This is a genomic window from Acinetobacter sp. YH12027 (assembly GCF_013420085.1).
GTDB lineage: Bacteria > Pseudomonadota > Gammaproteobacteria > Pseudomonadales > Moraxellaceae > Acinetobacter > Acinetobacter amyesii.
This window is the reverse complement of sequence record NZ_VOYW01000009.1, coordinates 49,845-64,471: the sequence shown is the minus strand read 5'-3', so window position 1 is coordinate 64,471 and position 14,627 is coordinate 49,845. Positions and strand designations below refer to the sequence as shown.

At 39.7% G+C, this 14,627-nt stretch carries 14 protein-coding genes and 1 tRNA gene; 6 read left to right on the top strand and 9 right to left on the bottom strand.

Annotated elements, in window-relative coordinates:
• Positions 1-169 precede the first annotated feature (169 nt).
• Both FTT94_RS04075 and FTT94_RS04070 read right to left on the bottom strand, forming a co-directional pair.
• The gene (locus FTT94_RS04075; RefSeq protein WP_078191341.1) at positions 170-709 is read right to left on the bottom strand and encodes a DOMON-like domain-containing protein; all 540 of its coding nucleotides are present in this window, start codon (positions 707-709) and stop codon (positions 170-172) included.
• Positions 710-715: 6 nt separating this feature from the next.
• Entirely contained in the window at positions 716-1,039 is a 324-nt protein-coding gene (locus FTT94_RS04070) for a YhbY family RNA-binding protein (RefSeq protein WP_078191340.1), read from the bottom strand.
• Between the two features lie 195 nt (positions 1,040-1,234).
• On the opposite strand from FTT94_RS04070, the gene rlmE reads away from it, so the two are divergent.
• The 4 genes from rlmE (at position 1,235) to FTT94_RS04050 (ending at position 5,289) form a co-directional block, all read left to right on the top strand.
• Positions 1,235-1,885 (top strand): 23S rRNA (uridine(2552)-2'-O)-methyltransferase RlmE, encoded by a 651-nt coding sequence (rlmE, locus tag FTT94_RS04065; protein WP_078191339.1) that lies wholly within the window; start codon positions 1,235-1,237, stop codon positions 1,883-1,885.
• Between the two features lie 136 nt (positions 1,886-2,021).
• The gene (gene ftsH / locus FTT94_RS04060; RefSeq protein WP_218955979.1) at positions 2,022-3,920 is read left to right on the top strand and encodes an ATP-dependent zinc metalloprotease FtsH; all 1,899 of its coding nucleotides are present in this window, start codon (positions 2,022-2,024) and stop codon (positions 3,918-3,920) included.
• A 112-nt stretch (positions 3,921-4,032) separates the two neighbouring features.
• The gene (gene folP / locus FTT94_RS04055) at positions 4,033-4,887 is read left to right on the top strand and encodes a dihydropteroate synthase (RefSeq protein ID WP_218954618.1); all 855 of its coding nucleotides are present in this window, start codon (positions 4,033-4,035) and stop codon (positions 4,885-4,887) included.
• Positions 4,888-4,974: 87 nt separating this feature from the next.
• Complete coding sequence (locus FTT94_RS04050) at positions 4,975-5,289, top strand: DUF5713 family protein (protein WP_078191338.1); 315 nt, start codon at positions 4,975-4,977, stop codon at positions 5,287-5,289.
• Positions 5,290-5,348: 59 nt separating this feature from the next.
• On the opposite strand, the gene FTT94_RS04045 is transcribed toward FTT94_RS04050, so the two are convergent.
• The 3 genes from FTT94_RS04045 to FTT94_RS04035 form a co-directional block, all read right to left on the bottom strand.
• On the bottom strand, positions 5,349-6,017 hold the full coding sequence (locus tag FTT94_RS04045) for a hypothetical protein (RefSeq protein WP_180048742.1): 669 nt from the start codon (positions 6,015-6,017) through the stop codon (positions 5,349-5,351).
• 88 nt (positions 6,018-6,105) lie between these two features.
• A tRNA-Leu gene (locus FTT94_RS04040) sits at positions 6,106-6,191 on the bottom strand.
• Positions 6,192-6,360: 169 nt separating this feature from the next.
• The gene (locus FTT94_RS04035) at positions 6,361-7,095 is read right to left on the bottom strand and encodes a hypothetical protein (RefSeq protein WP_180110365.1); all 735 of its coding nucleotides are present in this window, start codon (positions 7,093-7,095) and stop codon (positions 6,361-6,363) included.
• A gap of 195 nt (positions 7,096-7,290) precedes the next feature.
• Here FTT94_RS04035 and FTT94_RS04030 point away from each other — a divergent pair, with 195 nt between their 5' ends.
• Positions 7,291-7,797, top strand: a complete 507-nt coding sequence (locus tag FTT94_RS04030) for a hypothetical protein (protein WP_180170281.1) — start codon at positions 7,291-7,293, stop codon at positions 7,795-7,797.
• Positions 7,798-7,893: 96 nt separating this feature from the next.
• Here FTT94_RS04030 and FTT94_RS04025 read toward each other — a convergent pair whose 3' ends face one another.
• From FTT94_RS04025 to FTT94_RS04010, 4 genes are all read right to left on the bottom strand, one after another.
• On the bottom strand, positions 7,894-9,234 hold the full coding sequence (locus FTT94_RS04025; protein ID WP_180170280.1) for a CitMHS family transporter: 1,341 nt from the start codon (positions 9,232-9,234) through the stop codon (positions 7,894-7,896).
• 267 nt (positions 9,235-9,501) lie between these two features.
• Positions 9,502-9,780, bottom strand: a complete 279-nt coding sequence (locus FTT94_RS04020; protein ID WP_180048741.1) for a hypothetical protein — start codon at positions 9,778-9,780, stop codon at positions 9,502-9,504.
• 54 nt (positions 9,781-9,834) lie between these two features.
• Positions 9,835-11,163, bottom strand: coding sequence for a hemolysin family protein (locus tag FTT94_RS04015; protein ID WP_078191332.1), 1,329 nt, complete (start codon positions 11,161-11,163; stop codon positions 9,835-9,837).
• A 129-nt stretch (positions 11,164-11,292) separates the two neighbouring features.
• Complete coding sequence (locus FTT94_RS04010) at positions 11,293-12,285, bottom strand: LysR family transcriptional regulator (RefSeq protein ID WP_078191331.1); 993 nt, start codon at positions 12,283-12,285, stop codon at positions 11,293-11,295.
• 683 nt (positions 12,286-12,968) lie between these two features.
• Between FTT94_RS04010 and FTT94_RS04005 the strand changes: the two genes are divergently transcribed.
• Positions 12,969-14,573 (top strand): isocitrate lyase, encoded by a 1,605-nt coding sequence (locus FTT94_RS04005; RefSeq protein WP_168378085.1) that lies wholly within the window; start codon positions 12,969-12,971, stop codon positions 14,571-14,573.
• Positions 14,574-14,627 lie beyond the last annotated feature (54 nt).

Genomic DNA, 14,627 nt, shown 5'->3' with positions numbered 1-14,627 from the left:
GCGAATTAAACTTCAATTTAACGCTAAATATGCAAAAGGGAGTCATTAATGGCTCCCTTATTGTGAATGGTACATTTAAGTCCAAAGCACCTATTTAAAAATAGACAGGCAATAAAAAAGCAAAAGATCGTACTTTTGCTTTTTATCGAAGATCAAAACATCAAATGGTTTAGAACTGATGTAGCCAATCACGCTTGTTGTGAAAGTCAGCATTTGGACTACTATGCTGCATGGCATAGTACTGTTCACCTTGAGGGGTTTTCAGTACTGCAGTTAGACCAATATAGAGATCTTCCCATTTAAGTTTGTACTTCAGCATAAATTCTGTCAGATCAAGACTGACATTTAAGCCATAGTGCGTCCGTTTCAACTGATTCAGTTCAATATCGTAAGCAGCTTGTGGCGGCATATCTTCTGGATAGCGATATTCTTCAAACTGGTAAGCCTGCCAAGCTTGTGAAGGGGAGAGGTTGATTTCACGATAAAAGTCTTCGTTGCGTACACCAATAAAAACTTCTAAGCAGGTCTGTTCCCACAAAAAATCGATTCGTGGATGAGCTGATACCAATTCTGGCCATTGAATCAGTTGATTTGGGTCTCGAATCCAATAACCCACATTTAAAGTATATGGGCTTTGTTGTTCGATAGCACCAACGACTGATACAGCCTGAAAGCGACGATCAAAAGCGCTGAGTTCGAAACTTGCCATAAATGATTAGTTAGACAGGTGTGCGTAGCGAACAAGGTTAGACAGTTTTGCATTTTGTTTTGCCGCTTTGCGGTAAATCAACGCAATCTTACCAATCGTTTGAACAACTTCAGAACCTGAAACAGTCGCAATTTCAGTAATCATTGCAGCACGAGCTTCACGGTCTTCTGCCACAACTTTCACTTTAATTAACTCATGGTCGTTTAACGCACGGTTTAATTCTTCAACAACGCTTTCTGATAAGCCTTTGTCCGCAACCATTACAACTGGGTTTAGGGTGTGACCAATTTGACGTAAGCGTTTACGTTCTTGAATAGATAAAGCCGCCATAAATATAACCTAATTTTAAAAACGACCTAGTATAGCAAAATCAAAGTTGAAGCGCTGTATTTAATCGGCATTTTCTCGATGAAGATTATTGAAAAAAACATGATTTAAGATGCTTTTTAGATACACATGTCTACTGCAAAAGTGCTGAATTTCACGTACAATCAAGACTGAGAAGTTTTTTTTATTTAGAGAGTTATGGCTACCCGCATTACTAACCAGAAATTATCCAAAAGTAGTCGTGACTGGATGCGTGAGCATCTTGATGACCCCTTTGTGAAAAAAGCACAAAAGGAAGGATATCGTGCGCGTGCCGCTTATAAATTGCTTGAAATTCAAGAAAAATACAAATTGATCAAGCCAGGCATGACCGTTGTCGACTTAGGTGCTGCACCAGGTAGTTGGTCGCAAATTGCCGGTAAACTTGTTGGCGACAAAGGTTTGGTTATTGCTTCAGATATTTTACCAATGGATGCTTTACCCGATGTGACCTTCTTGCAAGGTGACTTTCGTGAACAAGAAGTGTTCGATGAATTGTTAAAAATTTTAGATGGACGTACTGTAGACGTTGTAATTTCAGATATGGCCCCCAATACATCAGGTAATAAGGCTGTAGATCAACCGCGTCAGATCTATCTTTGTGAATTAGCAATCGACTTTGCTCAAAAGGTTCTTGGACCAAATGGACAGTTTGTTGTTAAAGTGTTCCAAGGTATTGGATTTGATGAATACCGTAAGCAAGTTGTAGACACATTTGATGTGCTGAAAACAGCAAAACCGGCGGCTTCACGTGCTCGATCTAAAGAAGTGTTTTTAATCGGGCAGGGACGTAAGAAAGCTTTCAAGTAAAGTTTACTTGCCAACTCGTTAAAAATTGTGCATTTTGTACGTTTTTAAATTATTGCGAAGCTACTCTGCAGCGTAAGTATTAGAGTCACCCATGTAAGTGGGATTGAACGAATTAGATAGAAATGGGAATAAAGCTTTGAGCGATCTTTTTAAGAATGCCGTGTTGTGGCTGGTTATCCTAGGCGTGCTGGTTTTAATCTTCAGCAACGTCAGTGACCGCAATCAACCGACCGCGATGAACTATTCTGAGTTCGTGGCAGCCGTAAATGCGGGTCAGATTAAACAAGTCACCATTGATGGCGAAAGAATTCGTGGCGAAAAATCAAACGGTTCAGAGTTTGAAAGTATCCGTCCTGCGGTTCAAGATCCTGAACTTATGCCGAACCTGATCAAGAACAATGTTGTTGTTGAAGGTACAGCGCCACAGCGTCAAAGTATTTTGATGCAACTTCTGATTGCAAGTTTCCCTGTTCTTTTAATCATTCTGTTATTCATGTTCTTTATGCGCAACATGGGTGGTGGAGCTGGTGGTAAGAATAGCCCAATGAGTTTTGGTAAGTCAAAAGCAAAAATGCTGTCTGAAGACCAAATCAAAGTGACATTTACTGATGTTGCGGGCTGTGATGAAGCTAAACAAGAAGTTGTTGAAATCGTTGACTTCCTAAAAGATCCATCTAAGTTCAAACGACTTGGTGCAAGCATTCCGAAAGGCGTGCTCATGGTTGGTCCTCCGGGTACGGGTAAAACCTTACTTGCTAAAGCAATTGCGGGTGAAGCGAAAGTACCTTTCTTTAGTATTTCGGGTTCTGACTTTGTTGAAATGTTCGTGGGTGTGGGTGCGTCTCGTGTCCGTGACATGTTTGAACAAGCAAAGCGTCATGCGCCATGTATCATTTTCATCGATGAGATCGATGCTGTTGGTCGTCACCGTGGTTCAGGCACAGGCGGTGGTAATGATGAGCGTGAGCAAACATTAAACCAAATGTTGGTTGAAATGGATGGCTTTGAAGGCAACGAAGGTATTATCGTTATTGCTGCAACAAACCGTGCTGACGTATTGGATAAAGCTTTACTTCGTCCGGGTCGTTTTGACCGTCAAGTGATGGTATCTCTACCGGATATTAAAGGTCGTGAGCAAATCCTGAATGTACATTTGAAAAAATTACCTTCTGTGACTGGTGTAGATGTTAAAGTCTTGGCACGTGGTACACCGGGCTTCTCGGGTGCTCAGTTGGCTAACCTTGTAAACGAAGCAGCACTGTTTGCTGCACGTCGTAACAAGAACACGGTCGATATGCATGACTTTGAAGATGCTAAAGACAAGCTTTACATGGGTCCTGAACGTAAATCGATGGTGATTCGTGAAGAAGAGCGTCGTGCGACGGCTTATCATGAAGCAGGTCATGCGATTGTTGCTGAAATCTTGCCGGGTACAGACCCAGTGCATAAAGTGACAATTATGCCGCGTGGTTGGGCACTGGGTGTGACTTGGCAGTTGCCTGAACATGACCAAACCAGCCATTACAAAGACAAAATGTTGAATGAACTTTCAATTTTGTTTGGTGGTCGTATTGCAGAAGAAGTCTTCATTAACCAAATGTCGACTGGTGCTTCAAATGACTTTGAACGTGCAACGAAAATGGCACGTGCAATGGTTACTAAATACGGTATGTCCGATAAGATGGGCGTCATGGTTTACGAAGATGACTCACAGCAGTCATTCATGGGTGGTTTAGGAAGTCGTGTGATTTCTGAAGCAACTCAGCTTGAAGTTGACCGCGAAGTTCGCCGTATTTTAGATGAGCAATATAAAGTTGCTCGCGATATTCTTGAAAATAACAAAGATATAGCACATGCTATGGTAAAAGCATTGCTTGAATGGGAAACCATTGATCGTGATCAAATCCGTGACATTATGGAAGGTCGCGAACCTCAACCACCAAAAGTGTACATTGCAGAAAATCCAGTGATTGATGTAACACCAACGGATGGTCCAGATGTTCCACCACCATTGCCGTCATTGCCAAAAGCATAAAATTTTAAAACCACCTTCGGGTGGTTTTTTTATATGAAAATAAATGCATGTAAGCGAAATGCTGAGCAAACTTAGCGTTAAAATAAGCACAGCAAAATCTGGGATGTGTAATATGAAGTTAGTGTCTTTGCCTAATAAAATTTTAAACTGTGGTAACTTGCAATTAGATTTGTCAGAGCCACATGTGATGGGGATTTTAAATGTCACACCGGACTCTTTCAGTGATGGTGGCAAACATAATGGTAAAGACCAAGCTATAGCACATGCCTTACAAATGATTGCTGAGGGCGCGACAGTGATTGATGTCGGTGGTGAGTCAACACGTCCAGGCGCATCTGTTGTTGAGGTTGAAGAAGAAATTCGACGGGTCGTACCCGTCGTTGAAGCCTTATCCAAACACAATGTGGTGATTTCTATAGATACCTCACAACCTGAGGTGATTGAGGCAGCGGTTCAGGCAGGTGCGCATATCTGGAATGATGTACGTGCATTAACTCGGCCGAATGCCTTAGAAACAGCTGCAAAACTGAATATTCCAGTGATCATTATGCATATGCGCGGCGAACCCACCACGATGAATAATCTAGATCAGTATCAAGATGTTGTGGCTGATGTCATTGATGAATTAAAGCAACGCGTGCAAAATGCATTGGACGCAGGCGTGCGTGCAGAAAATATTATGATTGATCCGGGTTTTGGTTTTGCTAAAAATGCGCAGCAAAACTTAAAGCTTTTACAGCAATTCTATCAATTGAATGACATGGGCTATCCGATCCTGTCTGCATTATCACGTAAGCGTTTTATCGGTGAGGCACTTGGCGGTGCAGATGCACAAAATCGCGCTGTAGGCTCGGTTGCAGCGCATCTACTCAGCATTCAACAAGGTGCATGTATGGTTCGCGCACATGACGTCAAAGCAACGGTAGATGCGATACGTGTTTGGCAAGCCATGCAGAATGCAGTGTGACTTGAAAATACTGAATCCCAATAAATTTGGTGAATTGTAGTATTTGTGTTATATAAGCGCCCTGAATGTTTTGTGATAGAGTTTCGTATGTTTGCAGATTTACTGCTACCCATGTTTGATGATGAATATTACCCAGATGTGTTGGTTGCAGAGGTGAAGTTATTGGTTGTTCAATTTGCGAAGAAAATTGCAAAAGCAGATTTAAGTTCAACTGATATCTACCATTTTGCCAATGAAACGGTTGCACAGCTCAATAAGATGAAACCTCAATTTGAAGATTTAGATTCGTCTTTGGATGATACGGCTGCAGATTATATTGCAGAAGCCATGATGATGGTGCTGCAAGATGAAGGCCATATGGATATTGAAATGGAAGAGTTGGTTGCTAACCGAGAATGGTAATTGAACTTTAAAAAAAGCCCTGTAGTGACAGGGCTTTTTTGTATCTAGGGATTTAAAAATTATTCAGCTTTGTCTAAAAAATCTTTAAACGATGATTTGATCGATGCTGATAGTTTTTGTTCTTCTTGCATGGCTTGTAGGTGAAGGGTGTAGAAATACGTTTGATGTTCTTTTTGTTTTAAGGATTGTTGGTAAGACCAAAATGCCAGTTGGCGAAGCTTTTGTAGTTTTACTCGTTCAATGGCGCTGCTTTCAGGTTTATAAAATAATTCAGTAAATACACATAAAAAGAGACTAAAAAAAAGTCCACAGAGACTGATGAGGTTTAATACATCTATTTGTAGATACTTAAAGTTTATAGCAAGGATAAATGTGAATCCTCCAAGGAAATACAGTTGTATTTGCAGACGGTGAACGGCGGACTTGCTGCTAAAACGTGCTTGATAATGTGCATACCAGACATAGCAATAGATCCATGGAAGAATAATCAATAAACCAAGATTAAACGCCATTTTGGGGTCGTGTATTGAAAGTGCCGTTGAAAGCATATGACCAAGTACAGCGCTGCTAAGGGGGATAGAAAGTATCAGGCAAAAGCTAAAGATTAAAACAGGTGCAGTGGGTGTGAGATTGATAATTTTAAAATGTGCAAACAGCAGCCGTTGATAAAAGGCATCGGGATGCTTGAGTTGTAGTGCGGGGAGATTAAAATCTGAAGGTGTCGGCATCGAATAATAATAGATTTCTAAATTTTAGGCATAAAAAAACCAGCAAATTGCTGGATCTTTTATTGCACCAATCTTAGAAGTATAAGAATGGTGCCCGAGGCCAGACTCGAACTGGCACGCTTTGTGGGCGGGGGATTTTAAATCCCCTGTGTCTACCGATTTCACCACTCGGGCATGTGCGCAATAATAGAGGACGAAATGAAGCTTGGCAAGTGTATTTGATGGTGTTTGTTTTAAAATCAATCAATTCATGCATATAAGTTGAAAATATTCAAAAATAGCGATGTATTGAATGACTTTTTGAGCAGTGAATTAAAGTTTTTTGCACTATATCAATGCTAACTTATTTCATTAGCTCATCAAGATAATGTTCAACATTTTGGTGCTTTAGCTTTTTACACAGCTGATTTTCCTGGTGCAGCATTTGTATGTGTAAATTTTGGAAATGGGTAAAGCGCTCAGATAACTGTTTATGATTTGCTTGATTTGGATTACTGAGTGTCAAACGTAATTTTGCTTTAAGCATTTGTTTATACGACCAATAAGCAATACGACGTGTCTCTTGTAGAAAATAGTATTCTTGCGTGTTACTTCCACCTTTGAATAGATTTTCTTTATAAAAACGCACAAAGCCGAAACTCATGGCGAAAAAGAACAATACAGATTGAACGAAGGTGCTTTGTAAAAAGGCGATATTGAGTAATTGTAATAAAATCACGATCGCAAGTCTGAACGGCGTATTCTTCAAACTTTGATACAGGGACATTGAACTGTGTTTGATTTGCTTGATGACTAAGGGCACAACCAGCATGAAAAACAGCATAATACTCAGTACAGCAATACCATGAGCTCGAAACTCACTCATATCAGGAAAATACAGTTGCACTGCATGACCAATACTCATGCTCAAAGAAATAAAAATCATCGCCGCCAAAACCCAAGGAATGAGTTCTTTGAGTTCGTCTAAAATGCCTTGAGTTTTCAGTTGGCTATAAAATAAATAATTATGTTTAAAGGCTGCTGGATATTGCTGTTTCAGTTGTTGAAGGTAAAGCGCAGCCTGTTTCTTTTGAGCCATATTGTGACGTTAGTATTAAAGCGTGAAAGTAATATAGTTGATTTCGATATTTTTGACATAATTTTTTTCTAAATCATGTTGTATATCTGAACATTATAAGAGAAAACGCAATTTCTATAGCGAAGGTCGCAGTTTTCATGCTGCTTTTATGCGAAAATACATACTTATTGAATATTAAGTTTTTATAGGCAGTTTATGACTGATCATTCTCCTGAAACATTAAGCGATATCGAAATTCTAGACATTCTTCAGTCGATGAAATCAGATGTTTTAAATACTGAAGCAAATGAAGTGATTCGTAGTGGGGGAAAAGCTGGTCGTCAAGAAGCACACAAACAAGCTTTGGTAAAATTAAATCAAGCATTTGAAGATAAATTTGTTGAAGCTGTGACTTTAGCTTTAGGCTTAAATGAAGGCCAAAGTAAAAAAATCCGCTACAAAAAAGATCGTATCCGTATTTTGAAAGTTCGTGGTATCGATTATTTAGCGATTGATGGTGCCGAAACTGCACAAGTATTGTCGCAAGTTGCACAAGCGATTGTACGTGAAGACGCAACGGTGACTCATGACCTGCATAATATTTTCCCATTTTGGAAAGAAGGCTGGCCAATGGTACAATTCGACAATATCTATAAAATTTTAGAAGATGACATTCGTATTCATTATGAAGCAGTTCTAGAAGCATTAATTTCAAAGCATTAATCACTACAAATGAACCTGTGAGTGTAAAACACTGGCTAGTTCAGTATTGTTAAGCATAAAAAAAGCACCTGATGGTGCTTTTTTATCTTTAAAATTTTAAGTTAAGCTCGAATAAAACGGAAACATTCCAAAGATTAGACCCGCTGTTAACATGACAAAACAGGTGATTACAGCCCAGATAATGGTAAATTTCTGATGTTGTCCAAACTCGATCCCCGCAAGTCCACAGAGTAAATAGGTCGAAGGGACAAGCGGTGAGAGTAGATGTACAGGTTGCCCTACGATCGAGGCACGTGCCATTTCTACAGGTGCAATTCCATAATGAGCGGCAGCATCAGAAAGAATTGGCAAAACCCCGAAATAGAAAGCATCATTCGACATAAAGAAAGTCATCGGCATACTAATGACAGCGGTGATTGGTGCTAAATAGGGGCCCATACTTTCTGGGATAATTGCCACAAGTTCTTTGGACATGGCTTCTACCATACCTGTTCCAGCTAAAATACCGGTAAAAATACCTGCAGCAAAAATGATACCGACCACGTTTAAAGCACTACTAGCATGATGTGCGATTAACTTTTTCTGCAAGTCGACATTTTTGTAGTTGACGACTAGCGCAATACACAAAGCCACCATGAATAAAATAGGCATAGGTAAAATACTAAAAACCAGACAAATCATCAGAACGACGGTTAACAGTGCATTGAACCAACGTAGATCTGCGCGGTTGGCTTCTGGATTATCTGAAATTTGAATGTTTTCACCATGGCTGATATCCAATTGGACAATTCCCAGACGCTTTCTTTCCATTCGACCATACATGGTTCCCAAAAAGTACAACCAGCCGATGGCAAATAGCATCGGTAAAACCATCGGAACAAAAACATCACTTAGGTCGACATGAAGTGCGCTGGCGGCGCGGGCTGTAGGCCCACCCCATGGCGTAAGGTTCATAATGCCGCTAGAGAGCATAATCAAACATGCCATAATCAATGGGCTCATACCTAGGCGCTTATAGAGTGGCAGCATGGCAGCAACACAGATCATATAGGTTGTAGAACCATCTCCATCCAAAGAGACAATTAACGTCAGGGTAATGGTTCCAAGGACAACTTTTAACGGATCACCTTTGACCATTTTTAAAATAAATTTCACCGAAGGATCGAACAATCCTGTATCGATCATAATGGCAAAATACAGAATCGCAAAAAGCAGCATGATGCCAGTCGGTGCAAGTTTTTTTACACCTTCTATCATCATTTCGCCAATTTCATTTATTTGTATGTGTGACAAGCTGTCAAAATAAAAACCAAGTAACCACGCAATCAAGGCAAAAAGTAGGGGAATTAAAGTCAGTGCGACAAGTGGGCTTAAGCGTTTCGACATGATCAAATACATAAAGCACAAGATCATGCCCAAACCGAGTACGGTTAACATGGTTCATTCCTTTGAAATATAAAGCTGTTTTTAAATCCAAGGGCAGAGCATAAAGAGAAAATTCATCAGTCAAAACAAAGGTGAGAAAATGTGAAATACATCACTATTTTAGTGGGAAATAGTCATTAATAATGAAGGTATTAGGGAAGGGCGGTTTTTCGATTTATTTTAATTTGTATTCAAAAAAAGTGGTCTGTTTACATTTATTCAACATCAGTAGAGAACTGTAAGTGCTGTGCAGATCCAGTTTGATCACAACAAGTACGCTTATGCAAAAATAGACAGTAGGGTCCGAATCGGCCAACTAAATAATCGGAACCAAAAAATTAAGGGATTATAAAAAAACAGACCAAAACGCATGGTTTCGTCATAGCGTTGTCGACCGCGTTCATAGGGATAAGGCGTTAAAAACCAAGCAGTGACGATCAGCGCAACACCGAGCAATAGAAATAAAGGTTGTGGATGAGCTTTGAAAAAATAATAGATTAGATAAGCCCCAGTATAAAAACTAAAGCAAGTCAAAATCGCTTTAAGTGAAAAAGACATCTTCGTATTCCATCGTATTTATATTTTATTGTTTTAGAAAAAAGAAGAATCGAATTAATCCGATTCTTCTGGTGTATCAAGTTCAGTTTCAGCCTGTTGTAAGCGGGTCACTAATAATTGGTCAATTTTAAAGTGGTCTACATCAACAACTTCAAATTTGTAGCCATGATAAGTAACAAAGTCAGCTGGACGTGGAATTTTACGCAGTTTAAACATCATAAAGCCCGCAAGGGTTTCATAGTTTTCTTCATCGGGCATTTCATCTAAAGCGAGGGCATGCTTTAAATCTTCAATTGGTGTACTGCCATCGATAAGCCAAGAATCTGCATCACGTTTAATAATTTGTTGTTCTGCTTCAATCGGTGTTACCCAGTCGCCCATCACGGTAATCATAATGTCGGAGAGGGTAATAACGCCGACAACCAACGCGTATTCGTTAATTACTACGGCAAATTTTTCTTTGGTTGAACGAAAGCGATCGAGTAATTCAGACAGTGTTAATGTATCTGGAATCGTGAGGACATTACGAATAGTATTTTCATTGAGCTGTAGAAGTGACTGATTGTTGAGGATACGAACCAAAATATCTTTGGCATCCACATAGCCAATCACGTCATCAATATTTTCACTACAGACCAAAAACTTCGAATATGGAAATTCAGCGAGTTTTTGACGAATACTGGCTTCTGATTCTTTTAGGGTAAAGTACACCACGTTTTCACGTGTAGTCATACTTGAAGGGACGTTACGTTCTTCCAGCTCAAATACGTTTTCAATAAAGTGGTGTTCTTGCTTTTGTAGTACACCAGCTTGAGCACCGGCATCCATCACGGCTGAAATATCGTCAAAGGTAATATTGTCATCACGTGTTGTATTCACTTTAAATAAACGAAACAACAAATTGGCAATGGCATTAATCACCCACGCCATTGGCTTACACACCTTAATAAAGATTTGAATCGGGTCAACAACAGCAACGGCAATTTTTTCAGGTGCGATCATCGCCAAACGTTTTGGCATCAAATCAGCAAATAGAATGAATAAGGATGTGACTAAAGTAAACGACAGTGTGAATCCAATGGTTTCAGTCCACGGACCTTGATAAAAACGAGTGACTAAGGTTATGAAATAAGGACGAAAAGCACCTTCACCCAAAATACCGCCGAGAATTGCTACGGCATTTAAGCCAATTTGTGATGCGGCGAAAAAGTCTGCTGAGTTGGCTTGTAAGTCAAGCACACGTTGTGCACGTGAATCTCCAGATTCAGCCAAAATTTTAAGTTTTACTTTTCGTGCACCCGCAAGGGCAATTTCTGTTAATGAAAGAAAACCCGCACCGACGATCAGGAGAATAATAATGACAATATTTTGGAAAAGGCTCACGAATACACCTGTTTGTGATTCATTCTATTTTTCTGTATTTCTAACACAAAAATGGGCAAGGTAGTAGTCTTAACTACTACCTATATAGTGACAGTATACGTTTGAATTAATAAGGAATTAAAGAATTAATTACTGATACTGTGAAAACTGAGAGTTATTCATTAAGTATTCGCGGTTTTCTTCTTCAATCATTTGACGTGCAACATACAATATAAGTTGACGTAACCAGCGATGAGCAGGGTGATGATGAAGTAATGGACACCAAGCCATTTTTAATTCAAATTCAGGAATATAGAATGGTGGATCGCGAAGTAATAGGTTTTGACTTTTGGCTTGAAGGCGAGCGATACGGCTTGGCAGAGTCGCAACCAAATCAACATTCGAGGCCAATAAGCCAGGCATTTGATAATGACGAGTAAAAACTGAAATTTTACGTTTTTGGCCAATACGTTCTAGAGCCTGATCAATCCAACCTAGACCCGCTTGTTTTTCAGGATTGACACCAAAACCGACACCCATACCTGTTTTAGATACCCAAATGTGTTGTGCATCTAGATAGCTTTTCAGGTTTAAATTATTTGCAGCAGGGTGCTTGGCATTTAAAAGGCATGAAAAACTGTCACGCCAGACCAAAACTTGGTGGAAACTTTGCGGAATTTCATTAAAGCGGTTAATCGCCAAGTCGACTTTACCTTGTTCCATATCTCGATAAGACACATCACTAGGCGTTAAAAAATCGAGAACCACATTGGGTGCTTCTGAGCGCAAAGCTTTTACTAGGCGCGGCACCAGTGTTGCTTCAGCATAATCTGAAGTCATGATGCGGAAGACACGATTTGAGGTGTAAGGTCGGAACTCGGTACGAGGTTCCAAAATCATCGAAAGGTCAGAGAGAGCATCACGGATACGTGGCTGTAATTCAAGCGCACGTTCTGTAGGTGTCATACCTTCTGAAGAACGAATAAGAAGTGGATCATTAAATAAGTTGCGTAAACGACGTAGAATATTACTCATCGCAGGCTGAGTTACACCCAGTTGCTCGGCAGCACGAGTCACGTTTTTTTCACGAAGAAGTACATCAAGATAAATTAATAGATTGAGATCGACCCGCTCCAGATTCATAAAATAAATACCGACAATAAAATCATGAAATTTATCTGATTATGCCATAACTACTAAGGCTTGTGTAAAAAATGGATGAAAAAATGACGTGTACTTTTGTACTAAAATTCGGCAGTTTTAAGACAAATTTGCTGAAGTGCCAGCACATATTTCTTAAATACTTATTATCTGTTTAGACCGATATTTTTAAGTGAGTGAAATAAAAATACGGAGCAATTTTGTTTATGCGATGTGATGTTCATAAAACAAAAAAATTAGATGAAATATCTCATTTACATGATCATTTGAAGACAGAATAACCAAGTATTTAGCTTGGTGAATTTGGGCAAAAATGGCGTAAAAAATGCTGTTTTTTTTTAAAGTGAATGCTCAGTCGACTTAAGTCTAATGAAGAATAATTCATCAAAATGTTTGAAAAATAGACAAAAAAATTAGCAAAATATTTTAATAAAAGTATTTAAATACAAATACTTATAAGTGTTGGTTAATTATTATAATACGACTTTAATCTACATATTTTTTAAATAAATACTGAAAATTAATGCAGAATATTGGATTAATTTTTTTAGTCAATCTACTCTGTGTCTATCGCAACGAAGTGTTCTAAATCTGAACAATCATTCGAGGGTATGATTTTAGCCTTACGTTGCAGAAAAATCCTAATATTATTACAGGAACATATCATGTCTACATACTTAACAGCGATTGATGCAATCCGTGAATTAAAAGCAAAATTCGGAAGCACTTGGCGCGATATTAGCCCAGAAGATGCTGCACGTATGCAAATGCAAAACCGTTTCAAAACTGGTTTAGACATTGCGAAATATACAGCTGCTATTATGCGTCGTGATATGGCTGCTTATGATGCTGATTCTAGCAAATACACTCAATCATTAGGTTGCTGGCACGGTTTCATCGCACAACAAAAAATGATTGCGAACAAAAAATACTTCGGTACAACTGAACGTCGCTATATCTACCTTTCAGGTTGGATGGTTGCAGCTCTTCGTTCAGAATTCGGTCCACTTCCTGACCAATCTATGCACGAAAAAACTTCAGTACCTGCATTGATCGAAGAAATCTACACTTTCCTACGTCAAGCTGACGCGAAAGAATTAAACGACTTGTTCCGTGCGCTTAAAAAAGCAAACGAAGCTGGTGATACTGCTAAAGCTGCTGAAATCACTGCTCAAATCGACGGTTTCCAAACTCACGTTGTGCCAATTATTGCTGACATCGACGCTGGTTTCGGTAACGAAGAAGCGACTTACTTACTAGCTAAGAAAATGATCGAAGCGGGTGCTTGTGCACTTCAAATCGAAAACCAAGTATCTGACGCTAAACAATGTGGTCACCAAGCTGGTAAAGTTACAGTTCCACACGAAGACTTCATCGCGAAAATCCACGCTCTTCGCTATGCATTCTTAGAAATGGGTCTTGATGACGGTATCATCGTTGCTCGTACTGACTCTGAAGGCGCTGACTTGACTCAAAAAATCCCAGTGGTTAAAGAGCCAGGCGACATCGCTTCTCAATACATCAGCTACTTAGACACAACTGAAATTGACATTTCAGAAGCTCAAGAAGACGAAATCCTAATCAAGCGTAACGGTAAACTTCACCGTCCAAAACGTCTTGCTTCTGGCTTGTACCAGTTCCGTCCAGACACGCAAATTGACCGCGTTGTACTTGACTGCGTATCTAGCCTTCAAAATGGTGCTGACCTTCTTTGGATCGAAACTGCGACTCCAAACGTTGAAGAAATCGCTCACATGGTTAACCGTGTTAAAGAAACAGTTCCAAATGCGAAACTTGTTTATAACAACTCGCCTTCATTCAACTGGACTTTAAACTTCCGTCAACAAGCTTACGACCGTTGGGTTGCTGAAGGTAAAGACGTTTCTGCTTACGACCGTGCTAAACTAATGAGCGCTGAATACGATAACTCTGAATTAGCTGCTGAAGCTGACGAAAAAGTTCGTACGTTCCAAGCTGATGCTTCTCGTGAAGCGGGCGTGTTCCATCACTTGATCACACTTCCGACTTACCATACAGCTGCTCTTTCTACTCACGAGCTTGCTCAAGGTTACTTCGGCGACCAAGGTATGCTTGCTTATGTAGCTGGCGTTCAACGTAAAGAAATCCGCGGTACGATTTCTTGTGTTAAACACCAAGCAATGGCTGGTTCTGACATCGGTGACGACCACAAAGAAATCTTCGCTGGTGACAACGCGCTTAAAGCGGGTGACGATGCGAAAAACACAATGAACCAATTCGCTGCTCACTAAGCATTGAACTGATTCGAAAAAAAGCCCAGCGAAAGCTGGGTTTTTTTATGGCCT

Coding starts and splice junctions, on each gene's coding strand:
- FTT94_RS04030 (WP_180170281.1), top strand. CDS start 7,291: ATGACTGATCATTCTCCTGAAACATTAAGCGATATCGAAATTCTAGAC.
- FTT94_RS04035 (WP_180110365.1), bottom strand. CDS start 7,095: ATGGCTCAAAAGAAACAGGCTGCGCTTTACCTTCAACAACTGAAACAG.
- FTT94_RS04075 (WP_078191341.1), bottom strand. CDS start 709: ATGGCAAGTTTCGAACTCAGCGCTTTTGATCGTCGCTTTCAGGCTGTA.
- FTT94_RS04070 (WP_078191340.1), bottom strand. CDS start 1,039: ATGGCGGCTTTATCTATTCAAGAACGTAAACGCTTACGTCAAATTGGT.
- FTT94_RS04045 (WP_180048742.1), bottom strand. CDS start 6,017: ATGCCGACACCTTCAGATTTTAATCTCCCCGCACTACAACTCAAGCAT.
- FTT94_RS04010 (WP_078191331.1), bottom strand. CDS start 12,285: ATGAATCTGGAGCGGGTCGATCTCAATCTATTAATTTATCTTGATGTA.
- FTT94_RS04050 (WP_078191338.1), top strand. CDS start 4,975: ATGTTTGCAGATTTACTGCTACCCATGTTTGATGATGAATATTACCCA.
- FTT94_RS04005 (WP_168378085.1), top strand. CDS start 12,969: ATGTCTACATACTTAACAGCGATTGATGCAATCCGTGAATTAAAAGCA.
- rlmE (WP_078191339.1), top strand. CDS start 1,235: ATGGCTACCCGCATTACTAACCAGAAATTATCCAAAAGTAGTCGTGAC.
- folP (WP_218954618.1), top strand. CDS start 4,033: ATGAAGTTAGTGTCTTTGCCTAATAAAATTTTAAACTGTGGTAACTTG.
- FTT94_RS04025 (WP_180170280.1), bottom strand. CDS start 9,234: ATGTTAACCGTACTCGGTTTGGGCATGATCTTGTGCTTTATGTATTTG.
- FTT94_RS04020 (WP_180048741.1), bottom strand. CDS start 9,780: ATGTCTTTTTCACTTAAAGCGATTTTGACTTGCTTTAGTTTTTATACT.